A 21,586-nucleotide genomic window follows, 5' to 3' on the forward strand; every position below is an offset into this window, starting at 1 on the left:
ATGTTCGGACTGCGAACGAGCTGGTACCATGCGCTGACATTGACTGCGCAAGGCATTGAAGGAGCCGGAATGGACGAACAGATTCTCAAGCCCGGGGATCGGGACTATGTGGGGGCGCTGGCCTCGGGGCTGGACGTGCTCCAGGCCTTCGATGCCGAGCACCCGCGCATGACCCTCAGTGAAGTGGCCGCAAGAACGGACATGGACCGGGCCAAGGCGCGGCGTTTTCTGCTCACCCTGCACGCGCTCGGGTTCGTCAAGCGCAGCGGTCGCCAGTTCGAGCTGACGCCCCGGGTGTTGCAGCTGGGCTACGCCTACCAGGCTTCGAACCAGTACCGGGCGGTGATTCAGCAATACCTGGAGGACATTACCGCCGAGCTGGGTGAATCCTCGTCACTGGCGGTGCTGGACGGTGATGAAGTGGTCTATGTCGTGCGTTCGGCCGCGCGCCAGCGGCTGATGGCGATCACGCTCTCCGTGGGGACCCGATTGCCGGCGGCCTATACTTCCATGGGCAGGGTGTTGCTTGGCCAGTTGCCGGAGGATGAGCTGGAGCAATTTCTCCGTCGCGTCGACCTGAAGGCGCTCACGCCATCCTCAATCACCAGCAAGGAGACCTTGCGCGCCGAAATCTACAAGGCCCGGGAGCAGGGGTATTCCATCGTGGACCAGGAGCTGGACCAGGGCTTGCGGTCGGTGGCGGTTCCGGTGTTCGCGGGCAGTGGCGAGCTGCTGGGGGCGATCAATATCAGCACCAATGCGGCCAGGGTGACCCTGGACACCCTCATGGGTGTCTACCTTCCGCGGCTTCAGGCCATTGCCGAGAAGGTCCGGCAGACCACCCGCTGATCAGGGATAGCGTCCAGTCAGCCGGTTCTCCACCAGCTCGGCGAGGATAGTGTTGGCCAGGCGCATGACAGCATTCGGGTTCTCGCCGCGCCGGCGCGAGGCGATGACCGGTGTGGTGATGTTGTTGTCCTCCAGAGGCATGAACTCCACACCCTCGCGGTTCAGTTTCCGGACCTGTTCCGGTACCAGGGTAAAGCCCATGTCGGAGGCGACCAGGGACAGCGCGGTCTGAAGATCATTGACCTGCTGGCTGACGTGGATCTTGAGGCCGCGCCGGTGGAACAGGCCCTGGGTGATGTCGGCGAAGTTCGGACCCGGGCCCGCAGGAAAGGTCACCATGGGCCAGGCCGACAGTTCTTTCATGGACGGCGGGTGTCGGGTCAGCTGGTGGCCGGCCGGAATGGCCGCAATGATCGGCTCGTCGAACAGCAGTTCCTGCTCCACGTCGGGATCTTCGATGCTGATGCGGCCAAAGCCGATATCAATCTTGCCCGTTTTCAGGGCCTCCACCTGCTCCCGGGTTTTCAGCTCGTGCAGCACAATCTCCAGGTTCTTGTTCCGGCGCAGACGCCGGACCATCAGCGGTAGCTGGCCGTAGAACACCGACGGCACGAAGCCGATGGAGAAAATGGTCTTGCGGTGCTGGGCGATGCGTCGGGTGTCTTCGACCGTTGCGGTGACCTTGTCCAGAATCTGTCGCGCCTGCTCCAGGAAGTACTCCCCGCCGTTGGTCAGTTCCAGCCCCCTGGGTTTGCGGACAAACAGCTCGACCCCGATTTCCTCCTCAAGCTGCTTCATGGCCCGGGTCAACGGTGGTTGTGCAATAAACAGCTTTTCGGCGGCCCGGGTCAGGTTGCCTTCCTCTCCCACTGCCACGAAGTACCGCAGGTGTCTCAGCTCCATCCATACCTCCAGGGTATCGGTTATTACTTAATCAATATTGGTTCACATCCGTGAAACTTCGTACTGTTCGAATCACAGGATTTCTAACTTGCGATTCGGAGAGCCCATGTCCGCCACCATTCAATCCATCGAAGCGATACTGGTCGATATCCCGACCATCCGCCCTCACAAGCTTTCCATGACAACCATGGGGGTTCAGAGCATGGTGATCGTGCGGATGAAGGACTCCGATGGCATCGAGGGACTGGGCGAAGCCACGACCATCGGTGGACTGGCCTACGGTCCGGAAAGCCCCGAAAGCGTGAAACTTACCATTGATACCTATTTCAAATCGCAACTGATTGGCCAGCCCGCCGGCAACATCAATACCCTGAGGGTAATGTTAAACCGCTCGACCCGGGGCAACAACCTGGCCAAGTCGGCCATTGAAACCGCGTTGCTGGATCTTCAGGGCAAGCGCCTGAATCGCCCGGTCTCCGATCTGCTTGGCGGTTCCGTCCACCAGCACCTTCCGGTGCTCTGGACTCTGGCCAGTGGCGATACCGGCAAGGACATCGAGGAAGCCCTCGGCTTGATCGAAACCCGTCGTCACTGCGATTTCAAACTGAAGATCGGTTCCCGCGCCCTGATGGACGACGTGCGCCACGTGGCGGCAATCAAGGATGCGGTGGGCGAAAGTGCCAGTGTCCGGGTGGACGTGAATCAGGCTTGGGACGAGGCCACCGCCGCCAGGGGGATGGCGGAACTGCAGGCCGCAGGCATTGATCTGGTGGAGCAGCCGACACCGATGAAAGACTGCGCCGCCCTGGCGCGCCTGTCGGACAAATTCCATATCCCCATTCTCGCGGACGAAGCCGTCGCAGATGCCAAGGATTTGTACAACCTGGCCGCAGCCGGCTTTTCCGGCGCCGTCGCCATGAAAATTGCCAAGGCCGGTGGTCCGATTCGCGCCCTGGAGCAGGCAGCGGTCGCCCAGGCCGCCGGTATCGGTCTGTATGGCGGCACCATGCTGGAGGGCACCATCGGTTCCGCCGCGTCGCTGCACGCCTGGTCCACCCTCGAAAACCTGCACTGGGGTACCGAGATGTTTGGTCCTCTGCTGATGAAAGACGACATCGTGGCCACGCCCCTGAATTTCCATGACAACGGGGTCGACCTGCCAAAAGGCCCGGGCCTGGGCATCGCACTCGACGAAGACAAACTGGCCCATTACCGCCGGAAAGCCTGAGGCACCGGAACGCTCTGAAAACGGAGGAAAGTACATGCTGTTCAAAGTTGAGATGAAGGTGAACATCCCCCACGACATGCCCGCCGACGTAGCCGCGGACATCAAGGCCCGGGAGAAAGCCTACGCCCAGGGTCTGCAGGACCAGGGAAAGTGGCGTCACCTCTGGCGGGTGGCCGGCAGCTACGCCAACGTCAGCATCTTTGATGTAGAGGACAACGCCGAATTGCAGGAGTTGATCAGCAACCTGCCGCTGTTCCCCTACATGGATATCACTGTCGCGCCCCTGTGCCGACATCCGTCCTCGATCCATGAGGACGACCGTTAAACCCAACGCACCGTTGCCAACCGAAGAGCTGTTTTGAGCAACAACAACAAGAGTACGAGGAGACCAACAATGACCGTTAAAACCATGCAAACTGCGGAAGTGAAGGACCTGCTGGAGAAAGTTGCCGGCTTCAACACGGACGGTGGGAACGAACGGGTGAAGAAGATTGTTCACCGGGTTATGCACGATGTTTTTCAGATTATCGAAGACTTTGATGTCACTCCGGATGAATTCTGGCAAGCCGTGTACTACGTAAACGAACTGGGCCAGAACGGTGAGGCCGCCCTGTTGGCACCGGGCCTGGGTATGGACAAGTACCTGGACATCCGGCTTGACGCGGAAGATGAGCAGGCAGGCCTGGACGGCGGCACGCCGCGCACCATCGAAGGCCCGCTGTACGTGGCCGGTGCGCCCAAAAGCGACGGTTTCGCCCGCATGGACGATGGCTCCGATGAGAACGCCGAGACCATGGTCCTGACCGGTCAGGTGACTGACGAGAACGGTCAGCCTGTTACCAACGCCGTGGTTGACGTGTGGCACGCGGACACCAAGGGTGCCTACTCCTACTTCGATCAGTCCCAGAGCGAGTACAACCTGCGTCGCCGGATCGTCACCGATGAGAATGGCCGTTACACCGCCCGCTCCATCATCCCGTCCGGTTACGGCTGCCCGCCCGAGGGTTCCACCCAGGCGCTGCTGAACCTGTTGGGCCGTCATGGCAACCGTCCGGCGCACATCCACTTCTTTATCTCCAAGCCGGGCTTCAAGCACCTGACCACCCAGATCAACCTGGCTGGTGATGAGTACACCTACGATGACTTTGCCTTCGCGACCCGGGACGAGCTGGTGGTTGACGCCAACCGCATTGAGGACCCCGCCAGGGCCGAGGCATTCGGCCTGAACGCGCCGTTCACCGAGGTGGAGTTCAATATCCAGCTGGTGTCGACCGACAAGCCGGAGCTCCAGACCCGTCACGAGCGCAAGCGCGCACTGGAGGGTGAGGCGGCCTGAACGGCCTCTTCCACCGACACCCAAGGTTCATCGTTTTTGTGATCGGCCACCCCGAAAACGGGGTGGCCCGGGGAGACTCACGCCCGAAACCGGGCATCACAAGAACAAGAGGAGTGAGATGACATGAGCAACAAACTTGAACAACTCGCAGACAAGGTCCGCAATGCGGTGGTCGCGGACCCGGAAACCGGTCGCTACCAGTGCGATCGCGGTATCTTCACCGACCGCGAACTGTTTGACCTGGAAATGAAGTACATCTTCGAAGGCAACTGGGTCTACCTGGCCCACGAGAGTCAGATCCCGAACCCGGGCGACTACTTCACAGTGACCGTCGGGCGTCAGCCGGTGATCATCACCCGGACCAAGGCGGGCGATCTGAAAGCCATCCTGAACACCTGCTCCCACCGTGGCGCCACCCTTTGCCGCAAGAAGCGCGGCAACAAGACCTCGTTCACCTGTCCGTTCCACGGCTGGACCTTCAGCAACGATGGTCGACTGCTGAAAGCGAAGGACCAGAAGAAGGGCGGCTACCCGGAACAGTTCAACACCGACGGTTCCCACGATCTCAAAGAGATGCCCAAGTTCGGCAATTACCGTGGTTTCCTGTTCGGCAGCCTGAATGCCGATGTACTGCCCCTGGAGGAGCACCTGGGCGAGACCACCAAGATCATCGACAACATCGTCGACCAGTCCGAGGACGGTCTGGAGATTCTGCGCGGCAGCTCCACCTACACCTATGAGGGTAACTGGAAACTGACCGCCGAGAATGGCGCCGACGGCTATCACGTCAGCACCGTGCACTGGAACTACCTGTCCACCATGGGCCAGCGCAACTATGAAAAGGGCGGCACCGAGGCCGTGGACGCCAAGAGCTGGTCGGCCGAAGGCGGTTTCTACTCCTTTGAGAACGGCCACATGATGCTCTGGACGCGCCTGCTCAACCCTGAGGTTCGTCCGATCTTCAGCCAGCTGGAGCGACTGGAAAAAACCTACGGTGAGGCCCGTGCCGATTCCATCGTCCGTACCACCAAGAATCTGTGCCTGTATCCGAACGTGTACCTGATGGACCAGTTCTCCACACAGATCCGGGTCACCCGCCCGATCGACGTGAACAAGACCGAGGTCACCATCTACGCGTTCGGTCCGAAGAACGAGCCGGCTGAGCTGCGCACCAAGCGCATTCGACAGTACGAGGACTTCTTCAACGTGTCCGGCATGGGCACACCGGACGACCTGGAGGAATTCCGCGCCTGCCAGAGTGGCTACGAAGCCCGCGACGCGCGCTGGAACGACATGAGCCGGGGCGCCGCTCATTGGATCGACGGGCCGGACGACCATGCCAACCAGCTGGACATGAAGCCGACCATGAGTGGCTCCAAGCCCGAAGACGAAGGCCTGTACGTGAACCATCACAAGCACTGGCAGGACGAGATGATCCGTGCCATTGATGCCGAGCGTGCCCGTTTCATCCCCGTGACCGAAGAGGAGGCGTCCGCATGAGCCTTAGCTACCACGATATCGAGCAGTTCATCCTCCGTGAGGCCCGCTACCTGGACGATCGCGACTGGGACCGCTGGCTGGAGTGTTACCACGAGGACGTCACCTACTGGATGCCGGCCTGGGATGACAATGACGAGCTGACCGAGGATCCGCAAAGCGAGATCTCGCTCATCTATTACCCCAGCAAGGATGGTCTTGAGGATCGGGTCTACCGACTGAAGACGGAGCGCTCCGGCGCCAGTTCCCTGCCGGAACCGCGTACCAATCACTTCATCAGCGGCCTGGAAATTCTGTCCCAGGACGACAACGAAGTGCAGCTCCGGTTCAACTGGCTGACCAAGTCCTACCGGTACCAGAAAACCCAGGAATACTACGGAACGTCTTTCTACACCCTGGATGTGCGTGGCGGCGAGCCACTGATCCGGTTCAAGAAAATCGTTCTGACCAACGATTGCATCAATCAGGTGGTGGACGTTTACCACCTGTAATTGATGGGGAGAGCAGCATCATGAGTTACAACATCGCACTGAACTTTGAAGACGGCGTTACCCGGTTTGTCTCCTGCAACGAGGGCGAGACGGTTCTGGATGCCGCCTACCGTGCGCAGATCAATCTGCCCATGGACTGTTCCGATGGCGTCTGCGGCACCTGCAAGGGTGCCTGCCATCAGGGCAACTTCGACCTGGGGGACGAATACATCGACGAGGCGCTGTCCGACGAGGAACTCGAGCAGGGCATGATCCTGACCTGCCAGATGGTGCCCTCCAGCGATTGCGTGGTCGAAGTCCCGGTGGCGTCCACCCTGTGCAAGACCGGCAATGCCGAAGTCACCGGCACGGTGGCCGAGGTGAACCTGATTTCGCCCACGTCCATCGAGCTGAAAATTACCTCGGACGACGACATCGCGTTCCTGCCCGGGCAGTACGTGAATATCCAGGTGCCGGGTACGGATCAGACCCGCGCCTATTCCTTCAGCTCCAAACCCGGCAGCCGGGATCTGAGCTTCCTGATCCGGAACGTGCCGGGCGGGTTGATGAGCTCCTGGCTGGTGGGCAAGGCCCGCACCGGTGACAAGGTCACCCTGACCGGCCCGATGGGCAGTTTCTACCTGCGCCCCATCGAGCGACCGGTCCTGATGTTGGCAGGCGGTACCGGCCTGGCGCCGTTCCTGGCCAAGCTGGAACACATGAAGGCCAATGGTTGTGACCTGCCAGCGCACCTGGTGTATGGCGTGAGCAACGAGGATGACCTGGTGTGCCTGGATATCCTCGACCGCTTTGCCGGGGAGTTGGACAACTTCAGTTATGTCACCTGTGTCTCCAGCGACGACAGCGATCATCCGCGCAAGGGCTATGTCACCCATCACATGGACCAGGCCCCGCTGAACGACGGCGATGTGGACGTCTATCTGTGCGGGCCGCCACCGATGGTGGATTCGGTGCTTGGATTCTTCCGGGAGAAAGGCATCCAGCCGAACTCGTTCCACTACGAGAAGTTCACCCCGAGTGCGCCGGCCGCCGAGGAGAAGGTCGCATGAAAGCGCGATTCACGGACAAGGTGATGGTGATCACCGGCGCGGCCCAGGGCATTGGCAAGCGCGTTGCCGAGCTGGCCGCCGCCGAGGGCGCGCGGCTGCTGGTGGTGGACATTGCGGACTACGTCCAGGGTGTGGCGGCGGAGCTTCGTGATCAGGGCGCGGACACCGTGGCGGTCCAGGCCAACCTGGAAACCTGGGCCGGCGCCGAAACCGTCATGGCGGAGGCCCACAAGCATTTCGGCCGCATCGACATCCTGATCAATAACGTCGGCGGAACGATCTGGGCCCAGCCTTTCGAGCATTACACGCCGGAGCAGATCGAAAAGGAAATCCAGCGCTCGCTGTTCACCACCCTGTGGAGCTGTCGCGCCGTGCTGCCCTACATGCTGGAGCAGAAAGGCGGGGTAATCGTGAACGTGTCGTCGGTGGCAACCCGGGGGCTGATGCGAGTGCCCTACGGCGCAGCCAAGGGCGGCGTCAATGCCATGACCGTGAACATGGCGTATGAGTATGCCGGCCACAACATCCGGGTGAATGCTGCGGCACCGGGCGGTACCGAGGCGCCACCGCGTCTGACACCGCGCAATGCCAGCGAGCAGAGCGACCAGGAAAAGGCGTGGTACCAGACGCTGGTCGACCAGACCACGGAAAACAGCTTCATGCACCGTTACGGAACCCTGGACGAACAGGCCGAACCGATTCTGTTTCTGGCATCAGACGCCTCGTCCTACATGACCGGGACCGTCCTGCCGGTGGCAGGCGGGGACCTGGGCTAGAACCGCCCGGATCAACCCATTCCATTAACTCCGCACAAGAACAACAGCGGGAGTGAGAGATCATGAGAAACATCGACGTAAACGACGTTATCGATAACGCCGCCTTCAACCGATTCCACTGGAAGGTACTCTTCTGGTGCACCCTGATCATCATCTTTGATGGCTACGACCTGGTGATCTACGGTGTGGTGTTGCCGCTGCTGATGGAGCAGTGGGGCCTGAACCCCTATGTTGCCGGGCTTCTGGGCAGCAGCGCTCTGTTTGGCATGATGTTCGGGGCCATGGGCTTTGGCATGCTGTCGGACCGGCTGGGCCGAAAGAACGTGATCATTGCCTGTGTGGTGCTGTTCAGCGTTACCACGGTGATCAACGGGTTTGCCACCACGCCCTGGCAGTTCGGTATCCTGCGCTTCATTGCCGGCCTGGGTATCGGCGGTGTGATGCCCAACGTGGTCTCACTGATGAGTGAATACTCACCGGCGCGCAAGCGCAGCACGCTGGTGGCGCTGATGTTCAGTGGCTACGCCGTGGGCGGCATGATGTCGGCCGGCCTGGGTATCTGGATCGTGCCCAACTTCGGGTGGGAGATCATGTTCTACCTGGCCGTCGTGCCCATGCTGATGCTGCCATTCATGCTGAAATTCCTGCCGGAGTCCGTGGCCTTCCTGATGGCGAAAAAGCGGGACGATGAAGCACGGCGTATTCTCCAGCAGGTTGCACCCTTCAGGGACATCAACGAGCTGGACCGGCTGACTTTTCCAGCCACCACCGACAGCAAGGCGCCCGTACTGGAGCTGTTCCGGGGTGGCCGGGCCATGAGCACCCTGATGTTCTGGACCGCGTTCTTCTGCTGCCTGCTGATGGTCTATGCGCTGGGGTCCTGGCTGCCCAAGCTGATGTCCAACGCCGGCTATGCCCTGAGTTCAAGCCTGATGTTCCTGATGGTCCTGAACGTAGGCGCGATCATCGGTGCCGTGGGTGGGGGCTGGCTGGCCGACCGGTTTTCCCTGCGCTCGGTGCTGGTGAGTTTCTTTGTACTCGGGTCGGGCTCGCTGGTCCTGCTCGGCTATGAGAGCCCGATGTGGTTCCTGTACACGCTGATGGGCGTGGCGGGCGCGACCACCATTGGCTCCCAGATCCTGCTGTACGCCTATGTGGCCCAGTATTACCCGACCAGTATCCGTTCCACTGGCCTGGGTTGGGCGTCGGGTATCGGCCGCAACGGTGCGATTGTCGGGCCCATGCTTGGCGGAACCCTGCTGGCTCTGGCGCTGCCGCACCACATGAACTTCCTGGCGCTGGCCATTCCGGGCGTCATCGCAACCGTTGCCGTCGCGCTGGTGGGGCGCAAGGCTTCCCGGTTCAGAACCACAGAGCCGGTGCGGCGTTCGGCCGCGGTTGCGAGTAACTGATTGAGCGTTGTCGTTGTGTCTGGGTAGACAGTCAGTCGTACCCCTCTTTGGCCCGAGAGCGTATGCTTGCCGGGCCTTTTTTTAATTTTTGATTGGCCCTCAGTAAGGATTTTTCATGCCTGATGTTATGAAAGACCTGTCGTTATCTGCGGTGGTGGCCGGGTTCCTCGCGGTGCTGGTGTCCTATTCCGGCCCGCTGGCCATTTTCTTCCAGGCCGGAAGCAGCGCCGGTATCTCGCCGGAAATGATGACTTCCTGGGTCTGGGCGATTTCCATGGGCGCAGCCATCTCCGGCATCGTGCTGAGTCTCTGGCTCAAGGCGCCCATCGTGACCGCCTGGTCTGCCCCCGGCACGGCGTTGCTGGTCACCCTGTTTCCCGAACTTTCCCTGAACGAGGCGGTTGGCGCCTACATCACCGCCGCCATTATTATTTTCGTCATCGGTATAACCGGCACCTTCGACGCCTTTGTTAGGGCCATTCCCAAGGGCATCGCCGCGGGCATGATGGCGGGCATCCTGTTCCAGTTCGGAGTCGCGGCGTTTACCTCCATTGAGACCACCCCGGCCCTGGCTCTGGGGATGCTGGTGGCGTACGTGGTGTTCCGGCGCCTGCTACCCAAGTACACGCTGGTTTTGTTGCTGATCACCGGCGTGATCCTGGCGGTGGTGCTGGAAGGCGCCTCGCTCTCCGGTGTGCACTGGAAGATTGCGGTGCCGCAGTTCATCGCGCCGGAATGGAACCTTGGGTCGACCCTGAGCCTGGCCATCCCGCTGGTGCTGGTCAGCCTGACCGGACAGTTCCTGCCGGGCATGGCGATCCTTAACGGGGCCGGCTACCACGTCAAAGCCAAGCCGGTGATCAGTGTCGCCAGCCTGGTGTCGCTGCCCATGGCCCTGTTTGGCGGTATCACCACCGTCGTTGCCGCCATTACGGCGGCCATCTGCACCGGGGAGGATGCTCACAAGGACCCGGGCAAACGCTACATCGCCGGGGTCGCCAACGGCGTGTTCTACCTGGTGGGCGGGTTGTTTGCCGGCACCATCGTCAGCCTGTTCACCTCCCTGCCGGCCGCGTTTGTCGCCGTACTGGCGGGTTTGGCCCTGCTGGGTGCCATTGCAGGCAACCTGTTCTCGGCCCTGGAAGACGCCAGCCACCGGGAGGCCTCGCTGATTGCGTTTATCGTCACCGCCTCGGGCATGTCCCTCTTCGGGCTGTCCTCGGCGTTTTGGGGCGTGGTGATCGGCTATGGCTGCTATCTGGTGCTCAATGGCAGGGCTGGCGGAAAATCGTGAGCGGATCAGTTACTCTGGCTTCACATTTTCTGTGCCGGGTGAACCATGACCGAACAGCTTGATCCGCCATTCCGCTTCCGTTTCCGCGTGCGCTACGGTGAATGCGACGCCCAGGGCGTTGTCTTCAATGCCCGCTACGGCGACTTTGTCGATATTGCCGTCAACGAATACATCCGGACGTTGTTCGGCGATTACCAGCGGTTGCTGGATCAGGATCTGGACATTCAGGTGGTCAGCCTGACGGTCAACTGGAAGGCGCCGGCAAAATTCGATGACGTGCTGGAGGCCCGCATCCGGGCAGGGCGCATCGGCAACACCTCGTTCACCCTGCACCTGGAGTTCCATCGCTACGGCGATGGCCTGCTGATTGCGGATGCCGACATCACCTACGTGATGATCCAGCCCTCGCAGATGGCCAAGGTGTCGATTCCGGAGAAAATCAGGGGGTTGTTGGAGGCAGGAGCTCCCGGCGTGCTCATCAGTCACGCCGGGGAGCAGGTACAGGAGGGCTGATCAGCTCTCCTGCAGGGCCTGGATCACGGCCTTGGCGGTACCTTCCGAGGAGGGCGGGTTCTGACCGGTGATCAGTTTTCCGTCCACCACGATGTGGGGCGTGAAATCGTCACCGCAGGTATAGCTCCCGGTTTTCTCCTTGAGCATGTCCTCAACCAGAAAGGGCACTACATTGGTCAGGCCGACAGTCTCTTCCTCACTGTTACTGAAGCCCGTCACATTGCGGCCACCAACCAGGTTCTGACCCGGTTTGATTTCCACGTCCCGGAACACGGCGGGGGCGTGGCAGACGGCACCAATGACCTTGTCCTGCTCGTAGGCCGTCTTGATCAGTTCAACGGATTTCTTGTCGTTGGCCAGATCCCACAGCGGGCCATGGCCGCCCGGATAGAAAATGGCGTCGTAGTCGTTCATGTCGACGTCGCTCAGCTTCTTGGTGCTGGCAAGCGATTCCTTGGCATGGGCATCCTGCTGGAACCGGCGTGTGGTCTCGGTCAGGGCGTCGTCCGTTTCACTGTTCGGATCGATGGGCGGCTGGCCACCTTTCGGGGACGCAAGGGTGATGTCGGCGCCGGCATCTTTAAAGACGTAATAGGGGGCGGTGAATTCTTCCAGCCAGAAGCCGGTTTTGTGGCCTGTGTCGCCCATTTGATCATGGGAAGTCAGAACCATCAGAATTTTCATAGTAAGTCCGTCCTTTGTATTGACGAATGAATGGCAAATCTCAACTGCGCCTGTCACCCAAGGTTGTGCCGGGCTGAGTAATTTCAACCGTTCGGTACGCCGATCGCGGCGAGACAGATCTGTTGGCGGCTATACTGAGTATTGTCTGGTAACCTCAGACGGCACGTGCGAGATCGACATGGAAGGACAACAAGCATGCGAGCATTGACACTGATGGTGCTTGCGCTCATGGCCATGCCGGTATGGGCGCAGCAGGGCACGGAAACGATCGCGCCCTTGACCGTCACAGTCGGCGTGAATCATGCGCCACCCTATCGAATCATCCGCAATGGTGAGCGTACCGGTCTTTACGTAGATATCTTCGAGGAGATCGCCACCCGGCTCGGGTGGAATGTGCGCTATCGGGAAGCGCCGTTTCGTCGGGTGCTCCGCCTGGCGGAAGAGGGCCAGGTGGACATTGTGTTGGGTCCACTGCGAACGGAGGGCCGGGAGCGCTTCCTGGAGTTCGTGGCTCCGGCCTTCCCGCCCGAGCGCCGCCTGTTTTTCTACCAGACCGATACCCACCGGATTGAGGGCTATTCCGATCTATACGGCCGGGTGATCGGTGTCCTGGACGGGTCGAGTTACTTTCCCCGTTTCGACGAGGACGACGAGCTGATGAAGGAGCGTGCGCCCCGTTACGAAAATCTGATGTTGATGATGGAACGGGGGCGGGTAGACGTGGTCATTGCTCCGGAGCTGGTGGGCAAGTACACCGTTGACAAACTCGGGGTGAGCACCTCCATCTCGCCCTTTTTTGTGCCGGGTGAGCGATCATTCATCGCCGTTTCGAAGAAATCGAACGTGCTGGAATATGCCGACGACATACGGGCGGCCTTTAAACTCATCAAAATGGAAGGTATCTACGAGGATCTTGTCCTGAAATACCTGGAAATCGAGAGCCAATGACGCCAGATCACAACGACCTCTGGTTCCTGCCGCTCGGTGGAACCGGCGAGATCGGCATGAACCTCAATCTGTATGGGCACGATGGCCAGTGGCTCATGGTGGATTGTGGCGTGACCTTCCCCAGGCCCGGGCGCGTGGCAGCCGATGGCACCATTCATCACAGCGGCGAGCCGCCGGTCCAGATGGCAGATCCGGCCTTTATCGCCGATCGCCGCGACCAGCTGGCGGGGCTGGTCATTACCCATGCCCATGAAGATCATGTGGGGGCCGTGCCTTACCTGTGGCCGCTGCTGCAGTGCCCCATTTACACCAGCCGGTTTACCGCCGAGATATTGCGCCGCAAATTGGCGGAATTCGATCTCCTGCATCGGGTCCCGATCATCGTGGTGGAGACCGGTGAGAGCCGGCAGATCGGGCCGTTCGACGTGCAGTGGCTGGCGCTTACCCACTCCATCCCTGACCCCAATGCGCTGATGATCCGAACGGAGATCGGCAATATCTTCCACAGTGGTGACTGGAAGCTGGATGACCAGCCCCTGGTGGGGCACGGCTATTCCCGCAAGACCTTCACTGACCTGGCGGACGAGGGCGTCGCAGCCATGGTGTGCGATTCCACCAACGCCACGGTGGCCGGGCATTCGGTGTCTGAGGCGGCCCTGCACGAAGGGCTCCTGCAGGCGGTGCAGTCCGCGCAGGGCCGGGTCGTGGTCACCTGTTTCGGCAGTAATATCGCACGATTGCATACCCTGGGTCTGATTGCCCGGGAGACCGGGCGCTATATGGGCCTGCTCGGACGGTCGCTGGTCAATATGAGCGCCGCAGCCAGGGCTGCCGGGGTCTGGGATGCTGCCGATCGGCTGATCGCCCCGTCCCACCTGGGTTACCTGCCCCGGGGTGAAGTGCTGGCGGTGGCTACCGGTAGTCAGGGCGAGCCGCGCACCGCCTTGCGCCGCCTGGCGGCAGGCACGCATCCGGACTTTGAGCTGGAGGCGGGAGATACCGTCATCTTCAGTGCACGCGCGATTCCCGGCAACGAGGAGGAGATTGAAACGCTGATCGGCCGGCTCAGGGAACTGGGGGTCACCGTCATCACCGCCGAAGATTCCCGGATACCCATCCATGCCTCTGGTCATCCCGCCCAGGAAGAGCTGCGGGCCATGTACCAGTGGGTGCGCCCGAACATCGCCATCCCGGTACACGGGGAAGCCGAACACATGGACACCCACGCCGGTATCGCCAGGGGTTGTGGTGTTCCCAGGACTCTGGTGGGTCGCAACGGTGATCTGTTTATGATCCGTCCGGTACCGGGCATGCGGCGGCAGATTGCCGAGACCGGTCGGCTGGGGTGGGACAAACAAGCGTTGGTCCGGGTCGAGTGAGCACCGACCAAATTCTGGTAGTCGTTCGCATCCTATCTGGTTAGACTGACTCCTCGTCAATCACACGCACCGTTTTTTGGAGGCCCTCGCACTATGGCAATCTGGACTCAGACCCCGAACCTTGAACACATGAGGGAGGCGAGTAGCAACACCGCGGTCGGCCATCTGGGCATCGAATATCTGGAGGTTGGTGAAGATTATGTCCGGGGCCGGATGCCGGTGGACGAGCGCACGGTTCAGCCGTTCGGTATCCTCCACGGCGGTGCCTCGGTGCTGCTGGCGGAAACCCTGGGCAGCATGGCCGCGAACTGCTGCCTGAAGGATCCGGAAACTGTGGCGGTGGGCCTGGATATCAACGCCAATCACCTGCGCCCGGTCAGCAAGGGCTGGGTATACGGAACCGCCAAAGCCATCCACATTGGCAGTGCCACGCAGGTCTGGGAGATCCGGCTGGAAAACGAAGACGGCAAGCCCACCTGTATCTCCCGCCTGACCATGGCTGTGACCAGGCTCCCGCAGCGCTAGCCAGGGCAGTTACGACCGGTCCGGATCCTCGGGAACGGGGGTTGAGAGAATCAGCCCCTCATCGACAAACTCTTTCAGCACAATGCCATGGGTACCGTCCGGTACCTCCCGCGCGATCTGGTAGGGGTGTCCTGCGCCATCCCGGGGGGCCTGCATCAGGTCCAGGTGTCTGGACGGCATCATCACGGATTTATCCGCCTCCCGCACCAGCAGCACCCTTGGCTTGAGTTTGTGCTTGCGGTGCGTCTCCACCACGATGGCCACCTCGCCGTTCAGCATTTCCACAATAGAACCGGGCGGGTACACGCCAATCATCTGGATGAACGCCTCGGCCAGTTCTTTGTCGAACTGGCTGTCGCGATGCTTGTGAATGATTTCCAGCGCCTGCATCGAGGCCCGGCCGGTATCGTAGATCCGGTTGCTGGTGATGGCATCGTAGGTGTCCACCAGCCCGACGAGCTTGGCAAAGTAGGGGATTTGCCGGGCTCCCAGGCCCCGAGGGTAGCCCTGGCCATCGACGCGCTCGTGGTGGCTGTAGGCGACGTCCACGGCGGAATTCAGAGACTGGCTGGTGCCCATCAGGATGGTACGGCCGTGGGTGGTGTGCTTGCGCATTATCTGGAATTCGTCGGGTGTCAGCGCGCCCGGTTTGTTCAGGACCTCTTCGGGAATCTTCACCTTGCCCACGTCATGGAGCAGTCCGCACAGCGCCAGGTTGCGGATCTCACCCTCCAGCAAGCCGAGATGTTTGCCGAACGCCGCAGACAGTATCGAAACGTTGATGGAGTGCTCTGCGGTATATTCATCCTGGTTCTTGATCTTGGTGAGCAGCAACAGGGCGTTTTCGTTGCGAAGCACGCTGTCGACACAGCCGTTGACCACAGCCCGGGCGTTGTTCAGGTCGAGCGTTCGTCCCAACCGCAAACCGGACATGATCGACTTGGCGGTTTTCTGAGCATCTTCAAACCGGATGGCCGCCGTTTTCATTTCGGTGCCCAGGTCCACCTTGTTGATATAGGTGACACGCCGGTGAGGCAGAGCCGTCCGGGCCGGCTCTGCCTTGGGGGGCGTCGTTTGCTTACCGCGTTTGAAGAAACCGAAAAAGCCCCCGGAAGGCTGGGTGCGATTGGTGTTTTCGGGGGCTGGAGCGGGTTCCGGCCGTTCGACGCGGCCTTCGATGTACACGAACTCGCACTGTGAGCGCAGTGCATCGATCTCGGACGTGTCGCGAACCACGAAGCCTTGCAGGAGAAAGTTGGTTTCCTCCCAGGGGCGGTCCAGACGGACGACATGCATGCCCACGGCCAGATCGGCGACATCGATACAGGTCTCTACGATTTCCTGGTGCGGTGTACCCATAACACGTTCCCGGTCATCCCTGAGGACATTCTGGTCCATTTTTAGGGCAATCGCTCCATAACGAACGACTCGGCCTGTAAAATCTGGTCAAATATCACACACCCATCAGGTTAGTCCGTCCGTCGTGGATACGCTAACCGAGTGTCTGAACGGGGAATGCACAAGGGCTTCCGCCATGACAGATCCCAACAGTGTTCGGCTCTGGTGGCTGGCGCTCGCTGCCGGCCTGATACCGCTGCTGACCATCCACCTGACATTTATGGTCTCGGTGCTGGAGGGGCACGTCTCGTTCTGTATCCCCTATTGGGATAGCTGCACCAGCATCAGCAAGACCGGGCGCCACGGCACGTCCTATTTCATTTTCAAGGGTGCGATGCTGCCTGCCGCCTTACTTGGCCTGCTGTTCTGGTGGTTCAATGGCCGTTGGCTCAGGCAGCTCGGCGTGCGGTCGGCAGCCATCGTCTGGGTACCCTGGCTCGGGCTGATCGCGAGCGCCGCCCTGGCGGCTTACACGGTGGCGCTCGGCCATGAGGGGGATGGCTTCAACCTCATGCGTCGAACCGGCGTTGTGCTTTACCTGTCCCTGACCTTTCTCTGCGAGCTGCTCATCAGTGCCGCGCTCCGGGAACACCCGGTGTGGCGGGGAGAGGGGAAATGGCTGCTGGCGCTTTGCCAGCTGACGCTCGCGATCGGTATTCTTTCTGTCATTCTCAATGGCGTTGCGCCCGGGTTTTACAGCCGGACGGATGACGCCTTTGAGTGGGTTTTTGCCCTGTTGATAAACGTGCATGCACTGATGCTGGCCCGGCTCTGGCGAAAGAGCCGGTTCCGGGTGCGGTTCTGGGTGGGCTGACGGTTACAGCGAAAGCAAGCCGCGCACCAGGGCTGCGGCGCCGGCCACGGCGGCAATGGCCAGTATCACCGGGCGAAGCCCGTCGAAGGGCATGCGGTTCACCAGGCGTCCGGACAGCCAGAAGCCGACCAGTACCCCGGGGAGGGTCAGGCCAAACAGTTTCAGCTCCCGGAGACCGAGGTAGCCGGAAAACAGCAGCGCGGCGAGGCTCAGGAAACTGGCCATCAGGAAAAAGGCCGACATGTTGGCCCGGACCAGAGGGCCCTTCTCGTTCTGGTAGATCAGCGCAATGGGCGGTCCGCCCACCGCGGTGATGGTGCCCATGTAGGTCGACGCGGCGCCCGCCATGACGCTGTTGCGTGCATTCAACGCCGGGCGCAGTCCGCCAATGCTCAGACCGACGCCGGCCAGGATCAGTACGCCGAAAATCAGCTCGAACCCCTTGGGCGACAAAACCAGCAGCGTCAACCCAGCCAATACGGTGCCGATCGCCCCGCCGACAATGGCAAAGCGAACCTGGCGCACCTGCAGGGCGCCCCGATTGCGGACCAGCATAAACACGGTCAGGACGGTGGCATTCAGGATCAGTGGCCCCGGCAAAAACAGCGGACTGACCAGGAACAACAGCGGCGCCGACAGGGTTCCGATGCCGTAGCCCGCCACGCCCTGAAGGCAGGCGCCGGCGAGGAGGGCGAGATTGGCAAGCAGGATCTGGAACAGGCTGATGTCGTTCAAGGCAAATCACCGGACCGGGGGAATCTGCCTTGATAACACAGCGGGTATCGGGTTGGAACTGATAGACTGTCACTCCTTAATCAGACCATAGTGGAACAACGGACCAGCGCGGATGACAGAACAACTCTCCCCCGACCAGACTCCGTGTCCCTGCGGCTCCGGCCAGGATTACGGGAACTGCTGCCAACGGCTCCATCTCGGCGAGCCGGCCGGCACTCCGGAAGCGCTGATGCGTTCCCGCTACTGCGCCTTTGTGCTGGGCCTGACGGATTACCTGTTGGCTACCTGGCACGCCAGCACCCGACCGGACAGCCTCAGCCTGGAATCGTCGCCGGACTGGGCGTCGCTTCGAATCCTCGGCAGTTCGCAGGACGGCGATGCGGGAACGGTGCACTTCCGGGCGATCTACCGCGCGGGCAGTGGCTGGGGTTACCTTGAGGAACAGTCGGACTTTGTCCGCGAACAGGGTCGCTGGTTCTATGTGGCGGGTGACACCAGCGAAGGGACGCTGAAACCCGGCCGCAATGAGCCCTGCCCGTGCGGCAGCGGGAAAAAGCACAAGACCTGTTGTTTGAAAACCGGTCAGGCGCGGTCATGAAACAACCCATAACCGGCTACCATCGGGACGAGGAGAACCACTGGGTTGCCCAGTTGGCGTGCGGTCATAACCAGCACGTGCGCCATGACCCGCCCTGGATTAACCGGCCCTGGGTGATCACGCCCGAGGGCCGGCAATCCAGGCTGGGCCATGAACTGGACTGCAACAAGTGCGATCAGGGCGCGCCGCCGGATCGTCAGCCATAAGCTATAATCCGGTCAAACCCTGATCGTTCTGATGGCAAAGGAGTCTGCCATGGTCGAGCGTCTCGTCATCTGTGCCGATGGCACATGGAATCGTCCCGAAGAAGACCTGCAGAAAGACGTTCCCACCAATGTTCTTCGAATGGCCCGGGCCATCAGTCCGCTGACCGCCAGAGGCTGGCCCCAGCACGTGTTTTACGACTGGGGCATCGGCTCCTACTACAATGCCGTGATTGGTGGCGCGACGGGCCAGGGCATTCACAAGAACATCATGGATGCCTACCGCTACATCGTTCAGAACTATGAGCCCGAAACCGAACTGTATTTCTTTGGCTTCAGTCGCGGCGCCTACACGGTGCGCTCGTTGTGCGGCCTGATCAATAACTGTGGCATCCTCAGGCGGCCCGATGCGCGGCTGATCCAGAAAGCCTTCGACCATTACAAAAAAGCGGGCAAGGAGTTCGCGCCGTCCGGAACGGAGTCGTTGAAATTCCGCGCTGAGCACAGCCATCCGTCCCGGGAAATTCGTTTTGTCGGGGTGTGGGACACCGTCGGAGCCCTTGGCGTGCCGTTTTCATTGCTGGGATTGTTTGATCGCAAAGACGAGTTTTACGACACCAAACTCGGCAGTAATGTCCGGGTGGCTCGACACGCACTGGCCATTGATGAACGCCGGGAGGATTTCGAACCCACCCTGTGGCACCCGAGGCCGGGGCTCGATCTGAAACAGGTATGGTTCGCAGGGTCTCATAGCGACATCGGTGGCGGGTATCCGGCGGATGAGGCAGGACTGTTCGCCTCGGACATTGCGCTGGACTGGATGGTGCAGGAAGCGAGAACGGCGGGCCTTGAGATCGAGCCACATCTGCCGGCTGCGGCCAGGCCCGATCCTCGGGCGAAACTGCACAATTCCCGGCGGCACATTTTCCGATTCTCAACACCCCTGATCAGGCCCCTGAAAGTGGCCGATGTTGAAACCTCGATTCACCCATCGGTGACGGATCGTTGGCGCCTTGACCCGGACTATCGCCCACCAAATCTGGAGCAGATCGGGTTTCAGGGCTGATGTCTGTGGTCGTTGGCGCCCAGGGCGCAGGTGTATTTGCGCTCGTAACGGCGGTCCGCCCAGTTCTCGTAAATCCGCGAGGCAATCGGGAAGACCATGGGCCAGAGCAAGGGTTTGAACAGGAAGCCCAGAGCTGTATGGGACCAGGCGCGCACAGTCGCTTCCAGACCGGTTACCCACTCCCCGCTCCAGGCCAGCAAGTGCAGACGGCGCAGCAGCTCCTCGTGGCCTGGCACCTGCGAATTATTGCCATGCTGCTCGTGGATGTCAGCGAAGATCAAATTGCCGTTCTGGAGCTTGCGCAGGGTCCGGATCTCGCGGGCACACAGCGGGCAGTGGCTGTCGTAGAAAAGGGTGTCATATCGGGGTGCCATCAAGTCCTCCAAGGGCCAGTATCTGGTTCCGAACGTCTGCTTTCTGCTGTTCCAGGCTGACTTCGAGGGTTCGCAAGGCCGCCGGGAGAATGTCGGGGGCATTGCTCCGGAACTGCTCCAGCAACTGAATCTGAACGTGCAGGTCCTGAAAGCGGCCATAGTGTTTCTGGCGTTCTTTCAAAACCTTCAGGGGCTTCTTCCAGCCTGCCCTGTCGAGCTCCATCAGATAGCGTGTTCGCTTCAACAGCTTACGCAGTCGGTGGAAATCCTCGTCCGGCGAGGAGCAAGTCAGCACCGCAGAACGCCTGTTGATCTCATCAATACGTCGCCCGGCGGTTTTTCGGATGTCTTTATGGCTCAATGACGTGGCAAGTTTTTCCAGTTTTCCGGATTCGATCCGGTTCTGCCAGTCGGTCAGACTCTTGCGGTAGCGCTTGCCCGTCAGTTTTTTCACCAGCCGCTGTTGCTCGTTGTCCGCCTCTTTCTCGAAATAGGTGTGCAGGGCGGTACGCAGCTCGTCATTGGCAGCGCTCAGCGTCGGCAGCTGTTGCAGGAACACGTGCAGGTCCCGGAGTCGGCTGGTGGCGTTGGCATACCGTTTGAGCTCCTTGACGGGCTTCGCCAGAAGGTTGTTGCCGGTAACCTCCTGGACCGACTCGGCAATGGCGCGGCTGCGACGGATGGCAATGCGGTACTGGTGCAGGAACTCGTCATCCAGCCCGATGATCACCCCCGGTGCCAGTTGATGCATGAGCTCCAGCTGGTGTTGAAGTGCGACTGGAATGTCCCGGCCTGGCCGGGTGCCGTCGGTCGCTGCCCGCTTTTTCAGTTTGCGGGCAAAATGGCTGTAGCTGAACTGGCTCGGCGTCAGGAGTGTCTCCAGTTTGCCCTTGCCCTTCGCTAATTGACGCCAATGGCGGACGGGTGCGCGAATGTGTACGAAACTGGCAGTGGGAAGCTCTGTCGGCGGGTGTTTGACCAGCCACTGGGCAAGCTCCAGGAGTGCCGGGTTGTGTCCGATCACTGCGACCGGGCCATCATCTTCCCGATCCATCAACCATCTGGCCAGGCGTCGGAAGTCGAAGGTGTAGAGCTCAGGGCAGACATGCACCCGTTCCGGGGAAACGGTGGCGGGCAGTATGCCCTCCAGCGTCGCCTGCGCCCGGGTTGCCGGACTGGCGTACATCTGGCCCTCGAAACCGCCATGCCGAGCAAGGGCCCGCCCCAGTGGTGCCAGCTGGCTCTGCCCCCGGGCACTCAGGGGGCGTGCCCGGTCAGGCAGGCTGTCGTCGGCCCAACTGGATTTGGCGTGTCGGATCAGGTAGAGGTCCTTCATGCTGCAACCGTGGTGTTAAGACATTGGTCGAGAACGCGCTCAAGATCGGGGCAGAACCGCCGATATGTCAATTATCTGAAAATGCGTGAACAGTACCAGTCTAGTGCCAGCGCGGGCGACCTTCATTGTCTCGTGCGCAACATAGCCTTAACAAACTGGAACAGTGCTCAACGCATCT

At 60.8% G+C, this 21,586-nt stretch carries 24 protein-coding genes; 18 read left to right on the plus strand and 6 right to left on the minus strand.

Annotation, left to right across the window (positions count from 1 at the left end; all coding sequences use genetic code 11):
- Positions 1–69 precede the first annotated feature (69 nt).
- Entirely contained in the window at positions 70–849 is a 780-nt protein-coding gene (locus tag QQF73_RS13610) for an IclR family transcriptional regulator domain-containing protein (protein ID WP_218636425.1), read from the plus strand.
- Here QQF73_RS13610 and QQF73_RS13615 read toward each other — a convergent pair whose 3' ends face one another.
- On the minus strand, positions 850–1,752 hold the full coding sequence (locus tag QQF73_RS13615) for a LysR family transcriptional regulator (protein WP_218636426.1): 903 nt from the start codon (positions 1,750–1,752) through the stop codon (positions 850–852).
- Positions 1,753–1,858: 106 nt separating this feature from the next.
- On the opposite strand from QQF73_RS13615, the gene QQF73_RS13620 reads away from it, so the two are divergent.
- From QQF73_RS13620 to QQF73_RS13665, 10 genes are all read left to right on the plus strand, one after another.
- Positions 1,859–2,980 (plus strand): muconate/chloromuconate family cycloisomerase, encoded by a 1,122-nt coding sequence (locus QQF73_RS13620; protein WP_285368556.1) that lies wholly within the window; start codon positions 1,859–1,861, stop codon positions 2,978–2,980.
- Positions 2,981–3,014: 34 nt separating this feature from the next.
- Positions 3,015–3,305 carry a muconolactone Delta-isomerase gene (catC, locus tag QQF73_RS13625; RefSeq protein WP_218636428.1) on the plus strand — a complete coding sequence of 97 codons (291 nt, stop codon included), beginning with the start codon at positions 3,015–3,017 and terminating at the stop codon, positions 3,303–3,305.
- A 69-nt stretch (positions 3,306–3,374) separates the two neighbouring features.
- A complete protein-coding gene (gene catA / locus QQF73_RS13630; protein ID WP_219867776.1) occupies positions 3,375–4,316 on the plus strand; it encodes a catechol 1,2-dioxygenase in 942 nt (313 codons plus the stop codon).
- A 123-nt stretch (positions 4,317–4,439) separates the two neighbouring features.
- The gene (locus tag QQF73_RS13635; protein WP_218636430.1) at positions 4,440–5,816 is read left to right on the plus strand and encodes a Rieske 2Fe-2S domain-containing protein; all 1,377 of its coding nucleotides are present in this window, start codon (positions 4,440–4,442) and stop codon (positions 5,814–5,816) included.
- Positions 5,813–6,304 (plus strand): benzoate 1,2-dioxygenase small subunit, encoded by a 492-nt coding sequence (gene benB / locus QQF73_RS13640; protein ID WP_218636431.1) that lies wholly within the window; start codon positions 5,813–5,815, stop codon positions 6,302–6,304. The genes QQF73_RS13635 and benB overlap by 4 nt, the downstream gene beginning before the upstream one ends.
- Before the next feature lie 20 nt (positions 6,305–6,324).
- The gene (benC, locus tag QQF73_RS13645) at positions 6,325–7,353 is read left to right on the plus strand and encodes a benzoate 1,2-dioxygenase electron transfer component BenC (protein ID WP_218636432.1); all 1,029 of its coding nucleotides are present in this window, start codon (positions 6,325–6,327) and stop codon (positions 7,351–7,353) included.
- Entirely contained in the window at positions 7,350–8,129 is a 780-nt protein-coding gene (benD, locus tag QQF73_RS13650) for a benzoate diol dehydrogenase BenD (RefSeq protein ID WP_218636433.1), read from the plus strand. The genes benC and benD overlap by 4 nt, the downstream gene beginning before the upstream one ends.
- Before the next feature lie 62 nt (positions 8,130–8,191).
- A complete protein-coding gene (locus QQF73_RS13655; RefSeq protein ID WP_218636434.1) occupies positions 8,192–9,541 on the plus strand; it encodes an MFS transporter in 1,350 nt (449 codons plus the stop codon).
- Positions 9,542–9,656: 115 nt separating this feature from the next.
- Positions 9,657–10,835: a benzoate/H(+) symporter BenE family transporter gene (locus QQF73_RS13660; RefSeq protein ID WP_219867777.1), complete on the plus strand. Its 1,179-nt coding sequence runs from the start codon at positions 9,657–9,659 to the stop codon at positions 10,833–10,835.
- 45 nt (positions 10,836–10,880) lie between these two features.
- Positions 10,881–11,348, plus strand: coding sequence for an acyl-CoA thioesterase (locus tag QQF73_RS13665; protein ID WP_219867778.1), 468 nt, complete (start codon positions 10,881–10,883; stop codon positions 11,346–11,348).
- On the opposite strand, the gene QQF73_RS13670 is transcribed toward QQF73_RS13665, so the two are convergent.
- The gene (locus QQF73_RS13670; RefSeq protein WP_219867779.1) at positions 11,349–12,032 is read right to left on the minus strand and encodes a type 1 glutamine amidotransferase domain-containing protein; all 684 of its coding nucleotides are present in this window, start codon (positions 12,030–12,032) and stop codon (positions 11,349–11,351) included.
- A gap of 195 nt (positions 12,033–12,227) precedes the next feature.
- Between QQF73_RS13670 and QQF73_RS13675 the strand changes: the two genes are divergently transcribed.
- From QQF73_RS13675 to QQF73_RS13685, 3 genes are all read left to right on the plus strand, one after another.
- Positions 12,228–12,980, plus strand: coding sequence for a substrate-binding periplasmic protein (locus QQF73_RS13675; RefSeq protein WP_219867780.1), 753 nt, complete (start codon positions 12,228–12,230; stop codon positions 12,978–12,980).
- Complete coding sequence (locus QQF73_RS13680) at positions 12,977–14,359, plus strand: ribonuclease J (protein WP_219867781.1); 1,383 nt, start codon at positions 12,977–12,979, stop codon at positions 14,357–14,359. The genes QQF73_RS13675 and QQF73_RS13680 overlap by 4 nt, the downstream gene beginning before the upstream one ends.
- Positions 14,360–14,452: 93 nt before the next feature.
- Complete coding sequence (locus QQF73_RS13685; protein ID WP_219867782.1) at positions 14,453–14,884, plus strand: hotdog fold thioesterase; 432 nt, start codon at positions 14,453–14,455, stop codon at positions 14,882–14,884.
- A 9-nt stretch (positions 14,885–14,893) separates the two neighbouring features.
- Here QQF73_RS13685 and QQF73_RS13690 read toward each other — a convergent pair whose 3' ends face one another.
- Positions 14,894–16,282 carry a cyclic di-GMP phosphodiesterase gene (locus QQF73_RS13690; protein WP_285368557.1) on the minus strand — a complete coding sequence of 463 codons (1,389 nt, stop codon included), beginning with the start codon at positions 16,280–16,282 and terminating at the stop codon, positions 14,894–14,896.
- Between the two features lie 136 nt (positions 16,283–16,418).
- On the opposite strand from QQF73_RS13690, the gene QQF73_RS13695 reads away from it, so the two are divergent.
- Complete coding sequence (locus tag QQF73_RS13695; protein WP_219867783.1) at positions 16,419–17,096, plus strand: hypothetical protein; 678 nt, start codon at positions 16,419–16,421, stop codon at positions 17,094–17,096.
- A 3-nt stretch (positions 17,097–17,099) separates the two neighbouring features.
- Here QQF73_RS13695 and QQF73_RS13700 read toward each other — a convergent pair whose 3' ends face one another.
- Positions 17,100–17,831 carry a sulfite exporter TauE/SafE family protein gene (locus tag QQF73_RS13700; protein WP_219867784.1) on the minus strand — a complete coding sequence of 244 codons (732 nt, stop codon included), beginning with the start codon at positions 17,829–17,831 and terminating at the stop codon, positions 17,100–17,102.
- Between the two features lie 112 nt (positions 17,832–17,943).
- Here QQF73_RS13700 and QQF73_RS13705 point away from each other — a divergent pair, with 112 nt between their 5' ends.
- The 3 genes from QQF73_RS13705 to QQF73_RS13715 are packed head-to-tail and all read left to right on the plus strand — an operon-like array spanning position 17,944 to position 19,698.
- A complete protein-coding gene (locus QQF73_RS13705; protein ID WP_219867785.1) occupies positions 17,944–18,429 on the plus strand; it encodes a YchJ family protein in 486 nt (161 codons plus the stop codon).
- Entirely contained in the window at positions 18,426–18,635 is a 210-nt protein-coding gene (locus tag QQF73_RS13710) for a DUF3565 domain-containing protein (RefSeq protein WP_219867786.1), read from the plus strand. Before QQF73_RS13705 ends, QQF73_RS13710 begins: the two co-directional genes overlap by 4 nt.
- 49 nt (positions 18,636–18,684) lie before the next feature.
- Positions 18,685–19,698 (plus strand): DUF2235 domain-containing protein, encoded by a 1,014-nt coding sequence (locus tag QQF73_RS13715; protein ID WP_285368558.1) that lies wholly within the window; start codon positions 18,685–18,687, stop codon positions 19,696–19,698.
- On the opposite strand, the gene QQF73_RS13720 is transcribed toward QQF73_RS13715, so the two are convergent.
- Positions 19,689–20,072 (minus strand): thiol-disulfide oxidoreductase DCC family protein, encoded by a 384-nt coding sequence (locus QQF73_RS13720; RefSeq protein ID WP_285368559.1) that lies wholly within the window; start codon positions 20,070–20,072, stop codon positions 19,689–19,691. The genes QQF73_RS13715 and QQF73_RS13720 overlap by 10 nt on opposite strands.
- Positions 20,056–21,408, minus strand: coding sequence for a CHAD domain-containing protein (locus tag QQF73_RS13725; RefSeq protein WP_285368560.1), 1,353 nt, complete (start codon positions 21,406–21,408; stop codon positions 20,056–20,058). The genes QQF73_RS13720 and QQF73_RS13725 overlap by 17 nt, the downstream gene beginning before the upstream one ends.
- Positions 21,409–21,586 lie beyond the last annotated feature (178 nt).

Origin of the sequence: Marinobacter albus, from assembly GCF_030238305.1 — a bacterium.
GTDB lineage: Bacteria > Pseudomonadota > Gammaproteobacteria > Pseudomonadales > Oleiphilaceae > Marinobacter > Marinobacter albus.

Coding starts and splice junctions, on each gene's coding strand:
- QQF73_RS13620 (WP_285368556.1), top strand. CDS start 1,859: ATGTCCGCCACCATTCAATCCATCGAAGCGATACTGGTCGATATCCCG.
- QQF73_RS13665 (WP_219867778.1), top strand. CDS start 10,881: ATGACCGAACAGCTTGATCCGCCATTCCGCTTCCGTTTCCGCGTGCGC.
- QQF73_RS13670 (WP_219867779.1), bottom strand. CDS start 12,032: ATGAAAATTCTGATGGTTCTGACTTCCCATGATCAAATGGGCGACACA.
- QQF73_RS13715 (WP_285368558.1), top strand. CDS start 18,685: ATGGTCGAGCGTCTCGTCATCTGTGCCGATGGCACATGGAATCGTCCC.
- QQF73_RS13655 (WP_218636434.1), top strand. CDS start 8,192: ATGAGAAACATCGACGTAAACGACGTTATCGATAACGCCGCCTTCAAC.
- QQF73_RS13690 (WP_285368557.1), bottom strand. CDS start 16,282: ATGGACCAGAATGTCCTCAGGGATGACCGGGAACGTGTTATGGGTACA.
- QQF73_RS13695 (WP_219867783.1), top strand. CDS start 16,419: ATGACAGATCCCAACAGTGTTCGGCTCTGGTGGCTGGCGCTCGCTGCC.
- QQF73_RS13720 (WP_285368559.1), bottom strand. CDS start 20,072: ATGGCACCCCGATATGACACCCTTTTCTACGACAGCCACTGCCCGCTG.
- QQF73_RS13635 (WP_218636430.1), top strand. CDS start 4,440: ATGAGCAACAAACTTGAACAACTCGCAGACAAGGTCCGCAATGCGGTG.
- QQF73_RS13725 (WP_285368560.1), bottom strand. CDS start 21,408: ATGAAGGACCTCTACCTGATCCGACACGCCAAATCCAGTTGGGCCGAC.
- QQF73_RS13615 (WP_218636426.1), bottom strand. CDS start 1,752: ATGGAGCTGAGACACCTGCGGTACTTCGTGGCAGTGGGAGAGGAAGGC.
- QQF73_RS13705 (WP_219867785.1), top strand. CDS start 17,944: ATGACAGAACAACTCTCCCCCGACCAGACTCCGTGTCCCTGCGGCTCC.
- QQF73_RS13685 (WP_219867782.1), top strand. CDS start 14,453: ATGGCAATCTGGACTCAGACCCCGAACCTTGAACACATGAGGGAGGCG.
- catA (WP_219867776.1), top strand. CDS start 3,375: ATGACCGTTAAAACCATGCAAACTGCGGAAGTGAAGGACCTGCTGGAG.
- QQF73_RS13710 (WP_219867786.1), top strand. CDS start 18,426: ATGAAACAACCCATAACCGGCTACCATCGGGACGAGGAGAACCACTGG.
- benD (WP_218636433.1), top strand. CDS start 7,350: ATGAAAGCGCGATTCACGGACAAGGTGATGGTGATCACCGGCGCGGCC.
- benC (WP_218636432.1), top strand. CDS start 6,325: ATGAGTTACAACATCGCACTGAACTTTGAAGACGGCGTTACCCGGTTT.
- QQF73_RS13610 (WP_218636425.1), top strand. CDS start 70: ATGGACGAACAGATTCTCAAGCCCGGGGATCGGGACTATGTGGGGGCG.
- benB (WP_218636431.1), top strand. CDS start 5,813: ATGAGCCTTAGCTACCACGATATCGAGCAGTTCATCCTCCGTGAGGCC.
- QQF73_RS13660 (WP_219867777.1), top strand. CDS start 9,657: ATGCCTGATGTTATGAAAGACCTGTCGTTATCTGCGGTGGTGGCCGGG.
- QQF73_RS13680 (WP_219867781.1), top strand. CDS start 12,977: ATGACGCCAGATCACAACGACCTCTGGTTCCTGCCGCTCGGTGGAACC.
- catC (WP_218636428.1), top strand. CDS start 3,015: ATGCTGTTCAAAGTTGAGATGAAGGTGAACATCCCCCACGACATGCCC.
- QQF73_RS13675 (WP_219867780.1), top strand. CDS start 12,228: ATGCGAGCATTGACACTGATGGTGCTTGCGCTCATGGCCATGCCGGTA.